This is a genomic window from Phytomonospora endophytica (genome assembly GCF_014202425.1).
Taxonomy (GTDB): Bacteria; Actinomycetota; Actinomycetes; order Mycobacteriales; family Micromonosporaceae; genus Phytomonospora; species Phytomonospora endophytica.
The window spans coordinates 79,700-97,640 of the sequence record NZ_JACHGT010000008.1 but is presented as its reverse complement, the minus strand read 5'-3'; the positions used below and the strand labels follow the sequence as shown (position 1 = coordinate 97,640).

The 17,941-nt window shown below is 70.6% G+C and carries 20 protein-coding genes; 10 read left to right on the top strand and 10 right to left on the bottom strand.

What is annotated here, in order from left to right:
- Window positions 1-64: 64 nt before the first annotated feature.
- From HNR73_RS19130 to HNR73_RS19120, 3 genes are all read right to left on the bottom strand, one after another.
- Window positions 65-1,252, bottom strand: a complete 1,188-nt coding sequence (locus HNR73_RS19130; RefSeq protein ID WP_184788893.1) for a hypothetical protein — start codon at window positions 1,250-1,252, stop codon at window positions 65-67.
- Between the two features lie 109 nt (window positions 1,253-1,361).
- Window positions 1,362-1,766 carry a nuclear transport factor 2 family protein gene (locus tag HNR73_RS19125; protein WP_184788892.1) on the bottom strand — a complete coding sequence of 135 codons (405 nt, stop codon included), beginning with the start codon at window positions 1,764-1,766 and terminating at the stop codon, window positions 1,362-1,364.
- 84 nt (window positions 1,767-1,850) lie between these two features.
- Window positions 1,851-2,798 carry a helix-turn-helix transcriptional regulator gene (locus HNR73_RS19120; RefSeq protein ID WP_184788891.1) on the bottom strand — a complete coding sequence of 316 codons (948 nt, stop codon included), beginning with the start codon at window positions 2,796-2,798 and terminating at the stop codon, window positions 1,851-1,853.
- Between the two features lie 83 nt (window positions 2,799-2,881).
- Between HNR73_RS19120 and HNR73_RS19115 the strand changes: the two genes are divergently transcribed.
- Complete coding sequence (locus tag HNR73_RS19115; RefSeq protein ID WP_221331018.1) at window positions 2,882-3,463, top strand: dienelactone hydrolase family protein; 582 nt, start codon at window positions 2,882-2,884, stop codon at window positions 3,461-3,463.
- A gap of 1 nt (window position 3,464) precedes the next feature.
- Window positions 3,465-3,980: a DinB family protein gene (locus HNR73_RS19110; RefSeq protein WP_184788889.1), complete on the top strand. Its 516-nt coding sequence runs from the start codon at window positions 3,465-3,467 to the stop codon at window positions 3,978-3,980.
- 87 nt (window positions 3,981-4,067) lie between these two features.
- Here HNR73_RS19110 and HNR73_RS40785 read toward each other — a convergent pair whose 3' ends face one another.
- From HNR73_RS40785 to HNR73_RS19090, 4 genes are all read right to left on the bottom strand, one after another.
- On the bottom strand, window positions 4,068-5,045 hold the full coding sequence (locus HNR73_RS40785; RefSeq protein ID WP_184788888.1) for a C40 family peptidase: 978 nt from the start codon (window positions 5,043-5,045) through the stop codon (window positions 4,068-4,070).
- A 500-nt stretch (window positions 5,046-5,545) separates the two neighbouring features.
- Complete coding sequence (locus HNR73_RS39920; protein ID WP_184788887.1) at window positions 5,546-6,622, bottom strand: hypothetical protein; 1,077 nt, start codon at window positions 6,620-6,622, stop codon at window positions 5,546-5,548.
- A gap of 216 nt (window positions 6,623-6,838) precedes the next feature.
- On the bottom strand, window positions 6,839-7,234 hold the full coding sequence (locus HNR73_RS19095) for a hypothetical protein (protein ID WP_184788886.1): 396 nt from the start codon (window positions 7,232-7,234) through the stop codon (window positions 6,839-6,841).
- A 186-nt stretch (window positions 7,235-7,420) separates the two neighbouring features.
- Entirely contained in the window at window positions 7,421-8,275 is an 855-nt protein-coding gene (locus tag HNR73_RS19090; RefSeq protein ID WP_184788885.1) for a C40 family peptidase, read from the bottom strand.
- Window positions 8,276-8,679: 404 nt separating this feature from the next.
- On the opposite strand from HNR73_RS19090, the gene HNR73_RS19085 reads away from it, so the two are divergent.
- A complete protein-coding gene (locus HNR73_RS19085; protein ID WP_184788884.1) occupies window positions 8,680-9,147 on the top strand; it encodes a cysteine dioxygenase in 468 nt (155 codons plus the stop codon).
- Between the two features lie 4 nt (window positions 9,148-9,151).
- On the opposite strand, the gene HNR73_RS19080 is transcribed toward HNR73_RS19085, so the two are convergent.
- The 3 genes from HNR73_RS19080 to HNR73_RS19070 are packed head-to-tail and all read right to left on the bottom strand — an operon-like array spanning window position 9,152 to window position 12,600.
- Window positions 9,152-10,294: an AAA family ATPase gene (locus tag HNR73_RS19080; protein WP_184788883.1), complete on the bottom strand. Its 1,143-nt coding sequence runs from the start codon at window positions 10,292-10,294 to the stop codon at window positions 9,152-9,154.
- A gap of 37 nt (window positions 10,295-10,331) precedes the next feature.
- Window positions 10,332-11,408, bottom strand: coding sequence for a DUF5925 domain-containing protein (locus HNR73_RS19075; protein WP_239122132.1), 1,077 nt, complete (start codon window positions 11,406-11,408; stop codon window positions 10,332-10,334).
- 40 nt (window positions 11,409-11,448) lie between these two features.
- The gene (locus HNR73_RS19070; RefSeq protein ID WP_184788882.1) at window positions 11,449-12,600 is read right to left on the bottom strand and encodes a DUF5925 domain-containing protein; all 1,152 of its coding nucleotides are present in this window, start codon (window positions 12,598-12,600) and stop codon (window positions 11,449-11,451) included.
- Between the two features lie 136 nt (window positions 12,601-12,736).
- Between HNR73_RS19070 and HNR73_RS19065 the strand changes: the two genes are divergently transcribed.
- The 7 genes from HNR73_RS19065 (at window position 12,737) to HNR73_RS19035 (ending at window position 17,746) form a co-directional block, all read left to right on the top strand.
- A complete protein-coding gene (locus HNR73_RS19065) occupies window positions 12,737-13,570 on the top strand; it encodes a phosphoribosylaminoimidazolesuccinocarboxamide synthase (RefSeq protein WP_184788881.1) in 834 nt (277 codons plus the stop codon).
- 110 nt (window positions 13,571-13,680) lie between these two features.
- On the top strand, window positions 13,681-14,691 hold the full coding sequence (locus HNR73_RS40780; protein ID WP_184788880.1) for an AAA family ATPase: 1,011 nt from the start codon (window positions 13,681-13,683) through the stop codon (window positions 14,689-14,691).
- Window positions 14,692-14,800: 109 nt separating this feature from the next.
- Window positions 14,801-14,983 carry a hypothetical protein gene (locus HNR73_RS19055; protein WP_184788879.1) on the top strand — a complete coding sequence of 61 codons (183 nt, stop codon included), beginning with the start codon at window positions 14,801-14,803 and terminating at the stop codon, window positions 14,981-14,983.
- Between the two features lie 28 nt (window positions 14,984-15,011).
- Window positions 15,012-16,259 carry a sensor histidine kinase gene (locus tag HNR73_RS19050; protein WP_203686235.1) on the top strand — a complete coding sequence of 416 codons (1,248 nt, stop codon included), beginning with the start codon at window positions 15,012-15,014 and terminating at the stop codon, window positions 16,257-16,259.
- Window positions 16,256-16,909, top strand: a complete 654-nt coding sequence (locus HNR73_RS19045) for a response regulator (RefSeq protein ID WP_184788878.1) — start codon at window positions 16,256-16,258, stop codon at window positions 16,907-16,909. The genes HNR73_RS19050 and HNR73_RS19045 overlap by 4 nt, the downstream gene beginning before the upstream one ends.
- Before the next feature lie 103 nt (window positions 16,910-17,012).
- Window positions 17,013-17,198 (top strand): YegP family protein, encoded by a 186-nt coding sequence (locus tag HNR73_RS19040; RefSeq protein WP_184788877.1) that lies wholly within the window; start codon window positions 17,013-17,015, stop codon window positions 17,196-17,198.
- Between the two features lie 131 nt (window positions 17,199-17,329).
- On the top strand, window positions 17,330-17,746 hold the full coding sequence (locus tag HNR73_RS19035) for a DUF3151 domain-containing protein (protein ID WP_184788876.1): 417 nt from the start codon (window positions 17,330-17,332) through the stop codon (window positions 17,744-17,746).
- The last annotated feature ends 195 nt before the right edge of the window (window positions 17,747-17,941 follow it).

Sequence of the window (17,941 nt, the reverse complement as noted above, 5' to 3'; positions counted from 1 at the left end):
CGCGGAGCCTAACGGGGTCCGGGGGCCGCCGCACGCGAGTTCCGCGCGGCGGCCCGCTCCCTGTCTAGTGCCGCAGCGGAACCGGGGCGTGGGCCGCGATCCCGGCGATCGGCCGGCCGTTCTCCTCACGCGTGCAGCCCACGAGCCACAGCGTGTTCGTCCCCGGCACGAAGGCCGCGACCCCGTAGGTCCAGAGGCCCTCGTGCTGCGGCCCGGTCCACTCCGCGACGGTCCGCCCGTCGTAGTGGAAGAGCCGGTCGCCGCCATCACCGACATCGTTCATCGCGACGCCGAGGACGACTCCGCCGCGCTTGTCCACGGCCAGGGCGCCGTTGGCGCTGCCCGCGACCGTGGGCAGCTTCGGGCGCGTCCACTCGCCGCTGTCGCCGTCGTAGTGAACGAGGTACGGCTCGGGGACACCGTCCTGCCACAGGGTTCCCGACGCCCAGATGCCCTCACCCTCGGCGTCGACCGCCATGGCGCTCAGGTCCCCGTGCTTGCTGACCTCGCCGAAGTCGGCGTAACCGACGTTCGTCCACTGTGCCCCGTCGTAACGCAGCACCCAGGGCTCGGCCCTGGAGAAGTCGGGATCCTCGGGGATCGGCACGAAGCGCACGCCGGTGGTGACGACGTCGCCGCCGTCGAGGACGGCGAGCCCGGTGTACAGGACATCGGTCGAGTCCGCGGGAATCGGCAGCTCCTCAACGGTCCAGGTCTCCCCGTCGAAGTGCAGGACGAAACCGTTGTTGACGCGCTCGCCGTCGATACTGCGGTTGGCCATCCCGGTGGCCCACACCTCGTCGCCGTCGGCCACGACGTCGTTCATGGTGACCTGGCCGTTATGGCCGACGTCGGGCATCGGGGCCTTCACACCGGTCCACGCGTCGCCGTCGTAGTGCATGACGCGACCTTCGTACCAGGTCTCGCCACCCGCGCCGACGCCCCAGATGTCATCGGAGGCGGCGGCGTCGATGTCGGAGACGTACAGGACGTCGGCGGGCGCGGCGGTCTGCGCCCAGGCCTTGCCGTTCCAGTGGGCGAGCATCGGTATGTCGGGGCCGCCGCCGCTCGCCCAGGCGTCCTTTTTGGACAGGATCTCCATGTCGTCGAAGGAGTACCAGTTACCGGGTTCGGGCGTCGTGGTCTGGGTCCAGTCAAGGGGACCCGACGCGTAGGCGCTCGTCGCCGACAGCGCGGCGACTCCCGCCGCCGCGAGGACGACGAGGCCGTATCGGAGTTTCCTGTTCTTCACGCGCTCTCCCGTGCCGTGGGACCCGGCGGGACGACCGCCGGGTGCGGGCGACGCCCGCACCCGTTCAATGCGGATGGAGTGCCGGGAGGTTGTATCGCGCAGGTGAGGACTACTCGCCCTGGAGCCAGAGCAGGGTGATGCCGTACTCGCGGAAGCGCCAGCCGGATCCGGTCCGCGCGACCTCGCAGGTCATCCGGAGCCCGGCCGTGCGGTGGGGTGCTTCGCCCTCGCGGAAGTAGTGGACGGTGCTGTTGGCGGTGCCGGTGGCCGCGTCGTCGCCGGTGAAGTCGACGACGATGTCGGTGGCGATGTGCTGACTGAGCTCGCCGTTGGGTTCGGTGCGGTGCAGGAAGGCGCGCATGTCGGTGAGGCCGTTGATCTCGCCCCGGGGCGAGCGGCCGACGATGTCCTCGGCGAAGACCTCGCCGGCGTCGTCCCAGCGGCGGTCGTCGAGTAGGTGGCCAAGGCGCGCGAAGAGTTCGGTGATCTCGACGCGGTCGGCGGTGGCGGGCATGGTGACTCCTTAGTTTTTGTTGGCTTGACCAACGTTGGTGAGCCCAACGATAACCTAAAACGTTGGCCTTGCCAACAATGGAGTTCAGTATCTCGCCGCCGCGGCCTTGAACTGCCCGGACACCCACTCCCTCAGGCTCTCGGGCGCGATGACCTCCACGGTCGCGCCCAAACCCAGCAGCGCCCACCTCGCCCACGACTCGCTCTCGAACGGCACCGTCAGCACCACCGGCTCGGTCGCCGTGACCGGCACCCGGCCATGCCCGTGCACGGGGATCATCCCGCGCAGCCTCGGCAGCACCTCGGCGTCCGCCCGCAAGGTCACCTCGATCGCCGTCGCCTCCTTCTCCAGCTCCTTCCGGGACGCGGCCCAGGTCTCACCCAGGTCGAAGCCCTCGGGCCGGACGACGCGCTCCTCCAGCAACTCGACCTCGGTGACGCGCGAAACCCGGTAGGTCCGGCGCTCCCCGTCGCGCATGGCCACCAGGTACCAATCTCCCGCCGCGAGGACGAGTCCCAGCGGCTCCACCTCCCGCGCGCCGGCTCTCCCCTTGGTCACGTAGGTGATGCGGGCCCGACGGTCGCTCCACGCCGCCCGCGCCAGTTTCGTCAGCATCGGCACGGGCTCGGGCGTCCCGTACCAGCGCATGGGATCGAGATGGAACCGCTCCGCCGTCTGTTTCGCCTGCTCACGCGCCTCGCCGGTGAGGCTTGCCCAGACTTTGATCCGCGCGCCCTCCAGCATCTCGCCGAGCCCGAGCTGCTCGGCCGGTCCGGCGAGCCCGAGGAAGGCCAGGGCGCCGGCCTCGTCGAGGCCGACACCGGTGAGTCGGGTCCGGTAGCCACCGGCGAGGCGGTAACCGCCCGCCGGTCCACGCGTGGAGCGGATGGGGATGCCCGAGGCCGTCAGCGAGTCGACGTCGCGCTGGACGGTTCGCTCGCTCACCTCCAGCAACTCCGACAACTCGCGTCCCGTCGCGTGGCCGCGCACCTGGAGGTGCAGCAGGAGGGTCATCATCCGGGAGGCGCGCATTGATCAATACTGCCTCGTGATTACGACAGAGGATGTCGGGAATAGAGGGCAGGATCTCTGGTGAACCTACGAAAGGAACCACCATGGCCGAGGTACTTCTCTTCCACCACGCACAGGGCCTCACCGAGGGAGTCAAGGCCTTCGCCGAGACCCTCCGCGCGGCCGGGCACACCGTCCACGCCCCCGACTTCTACGAGGGCCGCACCTTCGACGACCTCGACGAGGGCGTCGGGTACGCGAAGGCGACCGGGTTCGGCGTCGTCCTCGAACGGGCCGTCGCGCACGCCGAAGGGCTTCCCGACGGTCTCGTCTACGCCGGCTTCTCGCTCGGCGCGATGCCCGCGCAGAAGCTCGCGCAGACGCGCCCGGGTACCAAGGGCGCGCTGCTGTTCAGCGGCTGCGTGCCGGTGAGCGAGTTCGGTGAGGAATGGCCCGAGGGCGTCCCGGTCGAGATCCACGCCAAGGACGCCGACCCCTGGTTCGCCGAGGAGGGCGGCGACATCGACGCGGCCCGCGACCTCGTGAAGTCGGCCGACGACGCCGCGCTGTTCCTATACCCCGGCGAGGAGCACCTTTTCGCCGACAGCAGCCTCCCGTCCTACGACGAGAAGGCCGCCGCCCTGTTCACCGAGCGCGTGCTGGCGTTCCTGGCGAAAGTCGGCTGACATGTCCAATCCGCCCGACAATCGGCCCTACGGGGAGCACATGTACGGCGGGGAGCGCGACGTCCTCGTAGGGTTCCTGGAGTTCCAGCGGGAGACGCTGGCGTGGAAGTGCGCGGGGCTGGGCGACGAGCAGTTGCGGACGGCGTCGGTCGGGACCTCGAAGCTGACACTGCTCGGGCTCGTCCGGCACGCGACGAGCGTCGAGCGCGGCTGGTTCCACGAGATCTTCGGCGACGGTGACTACACCCGTGCGCTGGACCTCGACAACCGCGGCGACGCCGACTTCGATGACGTGGAAGGCGCCGACGTCGGCGAGGCGATGGCGGCGTGGAAGGCCGAGCGCGATCGGTCGGGGAAGACGATCGAAGGGCTCGACCTGGACGCCAAGGGCCGCACGCCGTGGGGCGAGGAGTGCTCGCTGCGGTGGGTGCTGATCCACATGGTGGAGGAGTACGCGCGCCACAACGGGCACGCCGACCTTGTTCGGGAGGCTCTGGACGGGGCCGTCGGGGAGTAGCGCGCGGACCTGCGAACGAACGGACGCGTGGCCCCGAGGGGCCGCGCGTCCGTTGTCTCTGCTGGTCTGTGGGTTGTTCGTGCTCGGTTACCAACCCGCGATGCGGCCGGCGCCGAAGTACGGGCTGCCGCCCTGGTCGACCGTCGAGATGATGACGCCGACGCCGTAGGTCGAGGCGTGCACGACGTGGTCGTTGCCGATGTACATGGCCACGTGGTTGAGGCCGTTGTAGAACACCAGGTCCCCGGGGAGTAGCTCGTCACGGGAGATGTGCTGCATCATGTTCCACTGCGCGGCGGCGTTGTGGGGGAGGTTGATGCCGACCTGTTGCCAGGCGCCCATGGTGAGGCCGGAGCAGTCCCAGACGTTGGGGCCGGAGGCGTTCATGTCGTAGGCGTCGCCCTCTTGGTCGAGGGCGAACTCGACGACCTTGCCGCGGTCACCGGGGACGTGCGGGGGAACGAAGGCGTCGTCGGAGAGGCCGCGCTCGTCGCGGTAGGCGGTGTCGCGCTCGTCGGAGAGGCGGTCGATGTCGGCCTTGATCGACTCTTTTTTCTCCTTGAGTTCCTTCTCCTGCGCGGCCTGCGTCTCGTAGAGGCCGTCGAGGACGGATTTGCGCTCGTCGAGTTCGGCCTTGGCGGCGTTGAGCTCGGTGATCGCGCCGACGTCGTCGGCGGTGGCCTGGTCGAGGAGGGTGATGCGGTCGGCGAGGTTGTCGGGGGAGCCGGTCGTGAAGACCGCGGTCATCCCGGAGAGGGAGCCGCCCATGTAGGCGTTCGACGCGATGGCGTCGACCTCGACCATGAGGACTTCGAGCTCGTCCTCGAAGGGCTTGAGCTCTTTTTCGAGCTTGGCGACCTTCTTCTTTGTTTCCTTGAAGTCGATGGCGATCGCGTTGTAGTCCTCGATGACCGCTTCGAGGTCATGGAACTGCTGGTCGATCTCGTCTTCGATGGTGTCGCTCGGATCGGCGTTCGCCGGGACGGCCGTGAAGATGAGTGTTCCGGCGGCCAGGGCGGCGATCGCGAACGCACGGAGACTGCGGCGTGCTGGTTTGCCGAGCACGAGTTGCTCCTTTTCGGCTATCGGACCGTTGGCGACTGTACTGCATCGGGGGTGCCGGCGGCCCGCGTCTCACCCGTTCGGCCCAAACGCTGAAGGTGGAGGCGCTGATCAACAGGGGTGCGGGTCCATAAAGGACATACCCCGCCGGGTGAGGGCCGGGGCGTGTCGCGGTGTTCGGCGCCTCGGCTTCGCACCACCGCGCGGGCCGCCCGACCTCACGGCCGAACTCGTCGCGCGGGCCGTCCGACTTTTCCGCGAACACCGCATCCGCGCCGGGGCAGAGAAACGGCGGCCACCCCGAGGCCTCGAAAACCGGGGTGGCCGCCTCGCGCAGGAGAGGCGAATCTCCGCATGTCCGTCGAATACCGAGCACTCGCCTGCCTCTACGTCACCGGTACGGCACTGCCCGTCCTCGTCGCCGCGTTGATCCTGATGCGACCACGAGACCCAACGCCACGTCCGCGCACGACGTGCCTTGCGGCGAAGCACTCGCCTGGTGATCAGTCCGCGCGGCGGGCGCGGCGGGCCGCGACGACCACTCCGGCCCCGGCCAGCAGCAGGACAGTGCCGGTGAGGGCGAGGGCGGTGCCTCGTCCGCCGGTCTCGGCGAGGGCGTCGTCGTGATGGCCGCTGCCACTGCCGCCGCCGGGTGAGGCCGGGGTCGACGCGGGTGCCGAGGACGGCGCCGACGGCGACGGGGTGGGCGTTTCAGGGCAGTCCGCGCTGTCGGCGGTGTCCCAGGTGATGGTGACCTCGCCGTCGCCCTTGTGCGCGCCGGTGGTGAACACGGCGGTGTCGGGTCCCTTACTGGAGCCGCCGCCACCGCCCCCACCGGACGCGACGTTGCCAACGACGCCGGCTCCGCCGCCACCGCCGCCTTTCACGCCGCCGCCTCCGCCGCCGCCACCGCCGTCGTGCGGGTCATTGGTGTCACCGCCGTCGCCGCCCTGCCCGGCGGTGCCCGCCGTGCCGGCCTCGGCGCTGCCGGACGCGTCCGTACCGCCCGCTCCTCCGGCGCCGCCGGAGCCGCCGGACTTCCCGCCCCGGCCGTCGTGGTCGGCCGAGGCCGTGCCCCCGTCGGTTCCGGTCCGGCCGCCCTCACCGCCGGCCCCGTCGGTGCCGCTGAAGGAGCCGCCGCCGCCTCCTCCGCCCGCGGCCACGATCATCGCCGTGTTCTCGAAGGTCACGGTGGTCGCGCCTCCCCCGCCGCCGGCGTACCAGGCCCCGCCGATGCCGCCACCGCCGTAGCCCCCCGCGCCGGGGCTCCCACTCCCGGAGCCGGTTTCGCCGGCGCCGCCGACGTCCAGGACCAGGGTGTCGCCGCCGGAGGCGGACAGGACCGCCGACACCTCGGCGCCGGAGCCGCCGAGAGGCCCGTTGCCGGAGTCGGCGCCCTGCGCGCCGAACGCGTCGACGTGGACGCAGCGGACGCCCTCGGGAACGGTGAAGTTCTGGGGAGCGCCGGTGAAGACGAAGGTGGCGCTGCCTGGGGCGGCCTGCGCGATTCCGGGGAGGCAGACCACGCAGAGCGCGGCGGCGGCACCGGAGGCGAGCAGATGGCCGATGTGACGTCTCATGATCACCGAGAGTAAATCCACTAATAGCCGCAAATCACTCGAACGGACACCAACACGCATGCGATTCTCGGGTCCGCGAGGTCGCACACGGACGCGGTCCGGTCGCCGTGGCGTTGGACTCCCGGACGTGGACGGGCCTGCCGTGGTGGTCGGCGGGAGGGGACGGCTCCGCGGCCGCGACGGCCGGAACCCTTCGGTCCCGGGCCGTCAGTGGTTCTACTCGGTGATGGCGCGGTAGCCGCAGTTGGTGGGGCTCCAGTCGTTTGAGCCGTCGACGGTGCAGATTTTCATGGTGTAGTCGCGGCCGGCGAGGACGTCGTAGGAGAAGGTGGCGCTGGGCCCGGCCGTCCCGTTGCCGTTGTAGATGGTCTTGAGGACGTTGCCGTTGCTGTCGAACAGGTAGCCGCGAACGCCGTGCCCGTCGGCGCGGGAGTCGCCGACGTAGAACTTGTCGCCGTCGTCGTGGTGGACCATGACGCCGAGGAGGTAGCCGTCGCCGTCGATGGAGTAGGCGTTGGCGTCGGCGGCCTGCGCGGGTGCCGCGGCGCCGATGGCGGCGACGGCGGCCGCGGTGGCGGCGATGGAGGCACGCACGACGGTCTTGGTGCGCATGGACGCGCTCCTTTCGAAGGGGAACGGTCAACGTAGGCCGGGGCGGCGGATGCGGCCTTGAGCGAATCTTGAGACCCGGTCGCGAGGAGCGCGGCGACCGATCAGCGCAGACCAATGCCCCCGCGGCCACCCGGGGGCAGGTGGGGGCGAGGGCATTGGGGTCTCGGAAGTCGACTCCGCGGAGGGTTACCAGCCCGGGATGCGTCCCGCGCCGAAGTAGTCGCTCGCGGCGGCGTCGATCGTCGTCACGTACACGTTCGAGTAGTTCGTGGCCGCATGGATCACGTGCCCGTCGCCGATGTACAGCGCGACGTGACTCAGCCCGTTGTAGAACACCAGATCCCCGGGCTGCAACTCATCCCGCGAGATGTGCTGCACCATGTTCCACTGCGATTCGGCGTTGTGCGGCAGGTTCACACCGACCTGCCCCCACGCGCCGAGGGTCAGTCCGGAGCAGTCCCAGCCGTCGGGGCCGGCGGCGGCGAAGACGTACGGCTCGCCGTCCTGCTTGAGGGCGAAGCGGACGACCTTGCCGCGGTCGCCGGGAACGTACGGCGGAATGAAGCCGTCGTCGGCGACGTCGCGGGAGTCGCGGTAGGCGGTCTCGCGCTCGTCCTGGAGCCGGTCGAGGTCGGCCTCGATCGTCTCCTTCTTCTCGCGCAGTTCGCCTTCCTGCTCCGACTGGGTGCTGTAGAGCCCGTCGAGGACGCGCTTCTGCTCGTCGAGATCGGCCTTCGCGTCGTTGAGCGCGGTGATGGCGTCGTGATCGTCGACGGTGACCTGGTCGAGAAGCGTGATGCGGTCGGCGAGGTTGTCGGCCGAACCGGTCGTGAAGACCGCGGTCAGACCGGACATGTTGCCGCCCATGTAGGACGCGGAGGCGATCTTGCCGACCTCTTCGTAGAGAACGTCGAGCTTCTCCTCGAAGGGCTTCAGCTTCTTTTCGAGCTTGGCGATCTTCCGCTTGGTGTCCTTGAACTCAAGGTTCACCTTGTTGTAGTCCTCGATGATCTTTTCCAGATCGTGGTACTGCGTCTCCATCTCCTTCTCCTTGTCGTCGACCGGATCGGCCGAGACGGGAGAGGCGGACGCAAGGAGGACTCCGACCGCAGCGAGCGCGATGACACCGAGTGCGCGTAGGCGTGACTTGCTGCGTGCTGCTTTCCCGAGCAACATTCGCTCCTTCTTCAGCGGGCGGACCATCGGCGAGAGTACTGCACGTTCGGGGGACAACTGAAGCCCGGAACGGCAGTTTTTCGCGCCCCCACAACAAAATCAGCGCAGCGTGACAACCCGCCGGACAGTCTGTGCGTTAACATGGCCGATTGTGGACCTCATTCGAGTGATCGCCGCCACATCCGGCGCCTGTTGTCGCTGTCGTTAACCCGAACAGCCGACCGCCTTCTGCCCGCGCACCGACCGGGCACCGTCCACAAGGGTCATTCGTGAGTTCTCTCACCCACACCGTTCTTTCCGCCCTTTCGGCGTATTACGCCGGTTCCATCACGGTGCCGCCGCGTTTCTCGAAACGCAGCCGCACCGCGCGGCGACTCATCTCAGCACCCGACCACGAGGCCTGGCTGATGGCCTGGCTCCCCGGCCAGGGCACGGAACTCCACGACCACGGCGGCGAGCACCGCCCGTCGGAGGCGGGGTTCACGGTCGTTTCGGGGCGGCTGCGGGAGTACGCGGTCGTGCCGGGCCTGTTCCCCGGGTTGTCGTCGCGGGAGGTGACGGCCGGGGAGTCGGTCGCGGTGTCGCCGCGGACGGTCCACGCCGTCCGCAACGACGGCGCCGAACCGGCCGTGAGCGTGCACGTCTACGCGCCCAGGCTCGAACTCATGCGGGCCTACCTCTTCGACGAGACGGGCCTGTCGCTGGGCGCGATCCGGCGGGCCGGCGCGGACTGGTGACGGCTCACCTCTTCGGCCAGTACCAGGGCGGCCCGTCCAGCGGTCCTTCCCCTTCGACGATGGTCCGTCCGCCCTCCTTACGCAGTTCCACCGTCCCGGCGCCGACCTCTTCGAGCGCGGCGACCAGCGGCGCCGAGTGGCTCACGACGACGACCTGCGTGTGCGCCGACGCCGCCGCGATGAGTTCGGCGAGCGGCCCGATCAGTTCGGGGTGCAGGCTCGTCTCGGGTTCGTTGCACACGAACAGTTCCGGCGGTCTCGGCGTCAGCAGCGCCGCCGCCCACAGCAGGTACCGCAGCGTCCCGTCGGACAGTTCCGCCGCGCCGAGGGACCGCAGGAGCCCGGGCTGTCGCAGCTCGACGGCGAGCCTGGCGGGACCGTCGGCGACGACCTTCAGCCGCGAGCCGGGGAAGGCCTTGTCGATCACCGTTTCGAGGGTGGTGTGGTCGCCGATCTCGATGATGGTCTGGAGCGCGGCGGCCAGGTCGGCGCCGTCGTGGCCGAGCACGGGCGTGCGGGTCGCGATGTGCGAGCCGCGCGCGGGCGCGCCCGCGTCGGTCCGCAGGTGGTCGTAGAAGCGCCAGGAGCGGATGCGTTCGCGCAGTTCGAGGAGCTCGGGGGCGTGGCGCGGGTCGGCGAGTTCGCCGATCATGCTGTCGAAGGGCGCCGGGCGGTGGTCGAGGACGGCCCAGCCGCGGCCGTCGCGGACCTTGATGCGCGGCCCGTTGCGTTCGGCGAGGAGTGCGGCCGGGCGCAGGAAGGGTCCGGCCCAGACGGCTTCGACCTTGATCTGCGGGTCGAGCGCGAACGCCGACCGCGTCGGCGGTGGCGGGCCGAGGTCGACGGCGTAGCCGAAGTCGTCGGCGGCGAAGCCGAGGCGCAGGCCGACGGGCCCGTCACGGACGGTGCCCTGGACGGGCCCGCGGCCGGGGTGTTCGGGGCCGGCCCACAGCGTCGACGGGAGTCCGCCTTCGGCGGCGAGGGCCGCGACGGCGCCGCCGCGTGCGCATTCGGCGAGCAGGCGCAGGGCCCGGTAAAGGCTCGACTTGCCGCTGCCGTTGGCGCCGGTCACGACGGTGATCCCGCTCAGCGGCACGACCAGGTGCCGCAGCGAGCGGTAGTTCTCGACCGCGAGGACGTTGATCATGCGGGCAGGGTAGGCGCCGGGTGGGACAGTCGGCGGTTCACAGGTAGTGACCCGTCCGCAGCGCGGTGTCCCCCGCGACCGTCTCCTCGCCTTCGCGCAGCGCGCACAGTTCGGCGAGGGTCGCGCCGCCTGCGGCGATCCCGTCGGGGGTCCCGAGCCAGGTGACGGCCTCGGCGTGGGACAGCGGGCCGACCTCGATCTGCGCGAGGCACCGGCCGGGCCGCACGACGGCGGGGTGGAGGCGCGCGAGGTCCTCGTTCGTGGTGAGCGCGACGAGGATGCGGCGGCCCTGCCCGAGCAGGCCGTCGGTGAGGTTGAGCAGCCGTGACAGCGCCTGCCCGGCGGCGGCCTTCGCCTCACCCCGGATGAGTTCGTCGCAGTCTTCGATGATGAGCAGTTGCCAGCGTTCGTCGTCGTCGTAGTCGTCGCCGAGGGCCACCTGCATCAGGTAGGCGGTGTCCTGGAAGAACACCTCGGGGTCGAGGACGCAGTCGGTCTTGCACCAGTCGCGCCACTCGTTGGCCAGGGCGCGCAGGGCCGTGGTCTTCCCCGTTCCGGGTGGGCCGTGCAGGAGCAGCAGGTGCCCGCGCACGTGCTCGGACTTCACGGCCATCAGCGCGTCGAGGCGCCCGAGGGCCGAGGCCGGGTAGTTCGGGCGGATCGTCTCCCACGACGGGATCTCGATCGAACGCGCGAGGCGGTGCGCGATGGGTTTCCCGACGAACCAGAAGCCCATCTCGATCGTCCCGGAGTCCTGCGCCTCCTCGGGTTCCTCGGCGGCGGCGACGACCTCGTCGACGACCGTCCGCGCCACCTCCGGGGTGGCCGCCACGACCCGGACCCGGCCGTTTCCCGACGCCCAGCGCACGCCGAGGGCGACGTAGTCCTCGCCGTGGGACAGGTAGGAGACGCTGGCGTCGCTGTCGACGCTCCGCCGCAGCTCCGCGCCGGCCGGGACCAGCGGATGGCCTTTGCGGAGCCGGTCGATGGAGCGCGTGCAGGCGTGCGGGAAGTCGTTTTGGAGGTAGGCGTCGAGGGACAACCCGTCCAGCACCGAGAGAGGATCGACCTCTGCCGGGTAGTTGATGATCGCGGTGGCCTCGTGAACGTTCACGCCCACATCGTCGCCGTGGAGCGCGTCCCACCGCAGGCGATTACAGGTACGCCCCCGTCGGCAGCTCCTCGACGCCCGCCTGGAGCACTTCGCCGCTGCGCAGCGCGCACAGCTCCGCGAGGGTCACCCCGCCGCCGGCGATGCCGTCGCGGCGGCCGAGCCAGGTCACGGCCTCGTCGTAGGGGAAACGGCCGACCTCGATCTGCGCCAGGCAGCGCCCGGGCCTGATCACCGCGGGATGCAGGCGGGTGAGGTCCTCGTTCGTGGTGAGGCCGATCATCAGGTTGCGGCCCTGCCCGAGCAGGCCGTCGGTCAGGTTGAGCAGGCGCGACAGGGCCTGCCCGGCGGCGGCCTTCGCCTCACCGCGGATGAGCTCGTCGCAGTCCTCGATGAGCAACAGCTGCCACTTCTTCTCGTCCTCGTCGCCGTCGTCGTCGCCGAGGGCGACCTGGAGGAGGTAGCCCGGGTCGCCGAAGAAGAGCTCCGGGTCGAGGACGCAGTCCATGCGGCACCACGAACGCCACTCGTTGGCCAGGGCGCGCAGGGCCGTCGTCTTGCCCGTACCGGGCGGGCCGTGCAGGAGCAGCAGGCGGCCGGAGATGTTGTCGGGCGTCGTCGCCATGAGCGAGTCGAGCTGCCCGACCGAGCCGGTCGCGTAGTTGCCGCGGATGTCGGCCCACTTCGGGATCTCGATGGTGCGCACGAGACGGTTCGCGCGCGGCATCGACATGTGCCAGAAACCGATGTCGATGACGGTGTCGTCGTCCTCGGGCTCGGGTTCCTCCACGCCCTCCGTCGCCGCCTTCAGGATCGTCTCGGCGAGCTCGGCGGTGCGCGCGGACACGCGGACCCGCCCGTTGCCGCTCGACCAGCGGATCGACTGGAGCAGCCAGTTCTCGCCCGAGGCGAGGAAGGCGTGCTGGCCGCCCTGCTCGGCGGTGCGGATGACGTGCGCGTCGGGCGGGAGCAGCGTCGCGTCCTTACGGATGCGGTTGATCCACTTGGAGCGGGCGTGCGGATAGTCGCCGCGGACGTAGGGGCCGAGCGCGAGGGCGTCGATCACGTCGAAGGCGTCCATGTCGTCGTCGTAGTTCATGACGATCGGCAGGAGATCCGAGGTCTTGAGCTCGACGGGCGCGCGTTCCGGCTTGCGGGCCGCGTGCGCCACGGGGAGCTTCTGCGGCGTTTGCATCCTGGAATGATCCCCGACAGGTGTGACGGGCGCCAACCCGGTTTCGTGCCAGTTGGCCCCCATACGGGTCCTCACCTGCGCCGAACGGGGGAGTGTCGGCAGGGCGACAGTGCCCCCTCCGGGTAGCGTGCCGATCATGCGACTGCTGCACTCAGGCAAGGTCCGCGACGTCTACGAAGACCGCGGCGACCTGATCCTCGTTGCCTCCGACCGCGTGAGCGTCTTCGACGTCGTCCTCCCCACCCCCATCCCCGACAAGGGCCGCATCCTCACCGCGCTGTCCCTGTGGTGGTTCGGACAGCTCGCCGACCTCGTCCCCAACCACGTCATCTCCGCCGAGGACGTGCCCGAGGAGTTCGCCGGGCGCGCCATCCGCTGCAAGAAGCTCGACATGCTGCCCGTCGAGTGCGTCGCCCGCGGCTACCTGACCGGCGGCGGCCTGCGCGAGTACGAGAAGAGCGGCACGGTGTCGGGCGTCGAACTCCCGCCGGGACTGCTCGACGGTTCAGCGCTGCCGCAGCCGATCTTCACGCCGTCCACGAAGGCCGACGTCGGCGACCACGACGAGCCCATCACCTACGAGCGCGTCGAGGAGCTCCTCGGCGAGGACCGGGCCGCCGACCTGGAGGACCTGACCCTGCGCATCTACGAGCTGGGCTCCGAACGCTGCGAGGACGCCGGGATCATCCTGGCCGACACGAAGCTGGAGTTCGGGCTGGACAAGGCTGGCGAGATCGTGCTCGCCGACGAGGTCCTCACCCCCGACTCCTCGCGCTTCTGGCCGCTCGACCAGTGGAAGCCCGGCGCGCGGCAGGCGTCCTACGACAAGCAGTTCCTGCGGGACTGGGCCGAGGACTCCGGCTGGGACAAGACCACCGCGGCGCCCGAGCTGCCCACCGAGATCGCCAACCGGACGCGGCTGCTCTACATCGAGGCCTATCAGCGCATCACCGGGGAGGAATGGGTATAACCCCTTGTGGCCAAGGGGTCGCGCAGAATTACAGGGGTGCGCGGTGTGAGGCGGCTGTGGACAATGTGAGACCTTGTTAGACGCCGCCGTCCGTCGACACTGGAGACTCCGTGGGCGCCCCTCCTCCGCCCGACCCGGCCACCGCCGACGCCGCCGCCTTCGTCGCGTCACTGTCGGCCCTGCGCGCCTGGGCGGGAAACCCTTCCCTGCGCAGCCTTCGAGTCCTGGGCGGCACGACCACCACCAACGGCGGCGACACCGTCGACGCGCTGCCCGTCTCGACGATCTCCTACGTGCTGCGCGGGGTGCGCCTGCCGCAACTGCCCCGGAAGTCCTTTGTGGACGCCTACGTGACGGCCTGCTACCGGGCCGCCGGACGGGAACCCGCCGACGCGCCCGGTCGCTGGGTCGAGGCGTGGAGCGGACTGCGCGGGTCGTCGCCGGCGAAGGCGACACCGCTCCCCGACGACACCGGCGACTTCACCGGACGCGCCGGTGAACTGGCCCGCATCCTCGGCCACGTCACGCACTCCACGGGCGCGACCGGGATCGTGACGATCGGCGGGGCGCCCGGCATCGGCAAGACCGCACTCGCCCTGCGGGCCGCGCACCGGCTCGCCTCCCGCTTCACGGCCGTCCACTACGTCGACCTGCGCGGCCGCGGCCGCCGTCCGCGCACGCCCCTCGACGCGCTGCACTCGCTGATGCCCGACGCGGGCGCGTCACTGGAGACCGCCGCCGCGCGCTGGCGGGAGACCACGGCCTCGGCGAAGACCCTCGTCGTCCTCGACGACTGCCGCAGCGCCGAACAGGCCGCGCCCCTGCTCCCCGACGGGCCCGGCTGCTTCGCGATCCTCACGTCCAGGGCACGGCTCGCCGTCGACGGCGCCTACGCCATGACCCTCGGGGCGTTTCCCGCCGAACAGGCGTGGGCGCTGCTCGGGCGGATCGCCGGCGAGGAGCGGCTGCGCGGCGAAACCGAGGCCGTCGCCGAACTCGTCGCGCGCGTCGGCGCGCTGCCCGGGGCGATCCGGCGCCTGGGGGAGACGCTGCGACGCCGGCCCGCGTGGACGGTACGGGAAGTGCTTGGGGCACTCGGCAGGTTCGACGGGGTGGGCTAGCCCACACTCCGTGGCCGAATCGCCGCACAACCGAAGCGCTTCCGACTCAACCTGAACGGCCCCAGACCACGTCTTGGTAATCACAGGAACATGGAAGAGGGGACGGGCAATGGGCGAAATGACGCTGTGGACCGACATCGCCTTCGTGGGGGCGACACTCGGCGGGGCGATCGTGATCGTGGGGGCACTCGCGATCTGGATCTCGCGCCTGCACCCGGCGCCGGGGGGCGAGAAGGAACTGGCCGAGGTGACCGACCTGGTCGTCAACGCCGAGGCGCCGGTGGCACACTGATCGACTCCGCACCACCCAGGAGTCGATCATGCCCCCGCTCGCCACCGCCGTCCGCGCCCGGCTCGACAAGTCCATGCCGGTGCTGCGCGAGTGGCAGGGGCGGGCGGGGAAACTCGTCCGCCGGGTAGCCTCCGCCAACCCCTACATCGTCGACACGGCCATCACGGCCCTGGTGTGGCTGGCGCTGTCGGTCCAGTTCATCGTTCCGCGGCCGGAGGGCCTGCCCTACGGCTCGACGACGTCGTACTTCCTGACCTGCCTGTGCGCGCTCCCGCTGGTGTGGCGGCGGCGTTTCCCGCTCATGGTGCTGATCGCGACGAACATCCCGATGGCGATCAACCAGATGATCGACGGCGTCGGGCAACCGCTCCCCTACGCGGGCCTCATCGCCGCCTACACCGTCGCGGCCGTCTCCCCGCTGAGGCAGCGGATGGTCATGAACGGGCTGGCCATGGTCGTGATCCCACTGGCCGTGGCGGCCAACTCCAACGGCGCCCGCGAGTACCTCTTCACGTTCTTCACCTACTTCGGCGCCTACGCCCTCGGCCGGCTCCAGAACAACCGGCAGGAACGCGCCCTGGCCGTTGAGGCCCGCGCCGAGCAGATCGAACTCACCCGCAAGGCCGAGGCCGACCGGGCCGTCGTCGCCGAACGCGCCCGCATCGCCCGCGACATGCACGACGTCCTGTCGCACGCCGTGAGCATCATGATCGTGCAGGCCGAGGCGGGGCCGGTCGCGGTCCGCCGCGATCCCGAGCGCGCCGAACGGGCCTTCGACGCGATCGCCGCGTCCGGCCGCGACGCCATGACGCAGCTGCGCCGGATGCTCGGGGTCCTCAAGGAGGAGGAGGGCGACGCCGTGCGGGTGCCGCAGCCGACGATCGGCGACCTCGACGCGCTCGTCGCCGGGGTCTCCGCGACCGGTCCACGCGCCGAACTGACCGTGACCGGGACGCCCGTGGCGCTGGACGCCGACGTGCAGGTGTCGCTGTACCGGATCGTGCAGGAGGCGCTGACCAACGTCGTCAAGCACGCCCGCGCGAGCGGGGTCGCCGTGCGCCTCGACTGGCGGGGAGACGTCGTCGCGGTGACCGTCGTCGACGACGGCGTCGGCCCCACCGTGGGCGACGGACGCGGGCACGGCATGATCAGCTTCCGCGAGCGCGTGGCCGCGCACCGTGGCCGCGTCGATTTCGGGCCCGGGCCGGGCGGGCGCGGGTTTCAGGTGAACGCGGAGTTCCCGCTGGCGCGGGAGGAACGGGTGGTCGCGGGATGATCCGCATAGTCGTCGCCGACGACCAGGAGCTGGTCCGCTCCGGTTTCGCCATGATCCTGGACGCGCAGGACGACATCGAGGTGGTCGCCGAGGTCGGCGACGGTGCCCAGGCGGTCGGCGCGGTGCGCGAACACCGGCCCGACGTGCTGCTGCTGGACATCCGCATGCCCGTGATGGACGGGATCGAGGCGGCCCGGCAGGTGTGCGCGGCGGGGGAGACGAAGGTCTTGATGCTCACGACCTTCGATCAGGACGACTACGTCTACGAGGCCCTGTACGCGGGCGCGAGCGGTTTCCTGCTCAAGGACGTCCGGCGCGACGACCTCGTCCACGCCGTGCGCGTCGTCGCGGCCGGTGAGTCGCTGCTCGCCCCGTCGGTCACGCGACGGCTGATCTCGGACCTGACGGCGACGCGGCCCGCCGGCGCGCCGGGCGTGTCGGCGTCGGAGCGGCTGGCGGCGCTGACCGCGCGCGAGACGGAGATCCTGACGCTGATGGGGCGGGGGATGTCGAACGCCGAGATCGCGGGCGAGCTCGTGGTCAGCGAGCACACGGTGAAGACGCACGTGTCGAAGGTGCTGTCGAAGCTGGGGCTGCGCGACCGGGTGCAGGCGGTCATCTGTGCTTACGAGACGGGGTTGGTGGGGTGAACTCCCCCGCCGCCGCCAGGTAGTACGAGAAACCTTCACCTCGGCCGTGCCATATCGGCAACAATGTGAATACTTCTATTCATCTCGGCCAGAGGGGGACGACGTGGCTGGGAAATTCGAGCTGTACACCGACAAGGCAGGCAAGTACCGCTGGCGGCTCAAGGCGGGGAACGGCGAGATCATCGCCGTCGGGGAGGCCTACGAGTCGAGGACGGGCGCGGTCAACGGAATCGAGTCGGTGAAGCGGAACGCGCCGGTGGCCGAGATCCGCGAGCTGCTGTCGACCTGACCCGCACGCGACTTCGGGGCGTCCGTGCGCGCGGGCGCCCCGGAGCCGTGTCCGGAGGCGGCCGGATCGTGTGTCGTCGGCGCCTGAAAGACTGATCAACCGTCGGCGACCGTCAACCACCGGAGGACCATATGCCGCCGCAGAACCTGATGCCGGAACCCCCGGCGACTCTGCTCCCGGAGAACACCCCCGCCGTCGAGGCGCTCAAGACCGAAGACCCCGCCGACGTCGCGCGTCAGTGGCCGGACTTCCCCGCCGCCTGGGCGGCGCTGTCGGCGAAGGCGATGGAGGCCGGCGACGACGTGGCCGCCTACGCCTACGCGCGCACCGGCTACCACCGCGCGCTCGACCAGCTGCGCAAGAACGGCTGGCGCGGACACGGGCCCGTCCCGTGGAGCCACAAGCCCAACCGTGGTTTCCTCACCTCGCTGTACCGTCTCAGCGTCGCCGCCGCCCAGATCGGCGAAGCCGACGAGGCGGCGCGATGCGCGCAGTTCCTGCGCGACAGCGACCCGGCGGCCGCCGACGCCCTGAGCAGCATCGGGTAGGGGACGCGCGAGAAAAGCAAGGCAGTTAGGCGACGGTGAAGGGCCGGGCGACGACGCCCGGCCCGCGCCGTGGGCGGCGACGACGTTCAGGCGGATCACGCCACGGCCCACCCGGCCGTAACCTCCGCGGAAGCCCGTTGACCACCGGACCGTGATCACACCGCCGCGACCCCGCCGTCCCGGTCACGGCAGCGG